Annotated in this window: 2 protein-coding genes; both read left to right on the forward strand. The window is 48.6% G+C overall.

Annotated elements, in window-relative coordinates:
• Positions 1-55 precede the first annotated feature (55 nt).
• Positions 56-832, forward strand: a complete 777-nt coding sequence (locus WA429_RS21145; RefSeq protein WP_287466886.1) for an abortive infection family protein — start codon at positions 56-58, stop codon at positions 830-832.
• Positions 833-881: 49 nt separating this feature from the next.
• Positions 882-1,070, forward strand: coding sequence for a hypothetical protein (locus WA429_RS21150; protein WP_287466885.1), 189 nt, complete (start codon positions 882-884; stop codon positions 1,068-1,070).
• Positions 1,071-1,416 lie beyond the last annotated feature (346 nt).

Consider the following 1,416-nt stretch of genomic DNA (forward strand, 5'->3'; position numbering starts at 1 on the left):
CGGTCGTTCGATCCGCGCTGACGATCGGTAATTCAAACTAAGGGAACACCGCAAGATGACTTGGAATTCAGAGCCAGAAGACATGCCGGATTCCACTCTTGAGCGGGCTATAATGCTTCAAAACATGATGATTTCCCTAGCTGAAAACGGTGGTTTTGACCAAGCTGCATATCATCAACTTCGCGCCGAATTCATGGATGGTGAAACACGCGATCTTCTTCCATCCTTCATTCGAACAAGTAGGGATCAGGGTCAACTATGGGGCCATTTAAAACAGGTTGCCACCGGTAAAGGGGCTTGGGCGGCGCGTCGAAAACATATCTATGACGGTTTCCAACCACTTCTAGAACATCTTGAGGGCTGTAACGCTGCCCCGGCAGATACGACTATTTCAGAGATACTATCGTCCTTTGATCCCGACGGAGTTCACAGAGCATGGGAGAAGGCGCTAGCTAGACGTTATGAAGATCCTGATGGCGCGATTACCGCAGCGCGAACATTGTTGGAGACTGTCTGCAAATGCATTTTGGACGAAGCCGAGGATACTTATGGGGATGATGATCTTCCCAAATTATATAACAAGACAGCCAAGATATTAAACCTTTCCCCCTCCCAGCATACCGAGCAGCCTTTTAAGGCAATCCTTGGTGGGTGCCATACTGTAGTACAAAATCTTGGAACCCTTCGTAACAAGATTGGGGATGCCCATGGGCAGGGTCGCAAACCGGTTAGATCAGCTCCGCGTCATGCTGCACTTGCGGTAAATCTAGCGGGGGCTATGGCGACTTTTTTGGTTGAGTGCTGGCAGGGCGCAGCAGATCGAAGAGATTAACCTCTTGCAAAAATGCGCGTTAAGAGCATTCCAAATAAGGGACATCAGAATGGCAGAAGCGAACCCTGACAAGATGAACCGTGCTTACAATCTGCTCACAGGTTGGCATGATAAGATGGACCAGGCATCTGCCGGTGACGGGAGTATCACCGTCAACAAGTCGGATGTGGCGGAACTTAAACAAGCTCTCGACGATCTGGATGAGTTGCACAGCAGCCTGAAAACTAATTCCAAATAAGGGACACGGGATGAAGTCGATAATGGAGCCAATCAAACACATCTTAACGAGACCGGCTCCGTATGCCCTGGGAATTTGGTTGGGCCTATGGCTTCCGGATATCGATTTAGCGTTGCTGCCAATTCTTCATCACAGATCAATCATCACCCATTCAGTTCTCATTCCGTGGCTGCTTTTTTTATTGTTCAAGAACAGAGTGCCTCTTTATGGCATTGCTGGATTGTATGCAGGTATTGCAATTCACTTGGCGGCAGATTGTTTGTCCGCGAAAGCTGACTGATATAGCGCGGATCAGAGATCATGCGTTCTGCTTCGTATAAAGTGCGCAGCTCGCTCTGAAACATTT

It is taken from the genome of Thalassospira sp. CH_XMU1420-2, from assembly GCF_037029325.1.
In the GTDB taxonomy this organism is placed as follows: domain Bacteria; phylum Pseudomonadota; class Alphaproteobacteria; order Rhodospirillales; family Thalassospiraceae; genus Thalassospira; species Thalassospira povalilytica.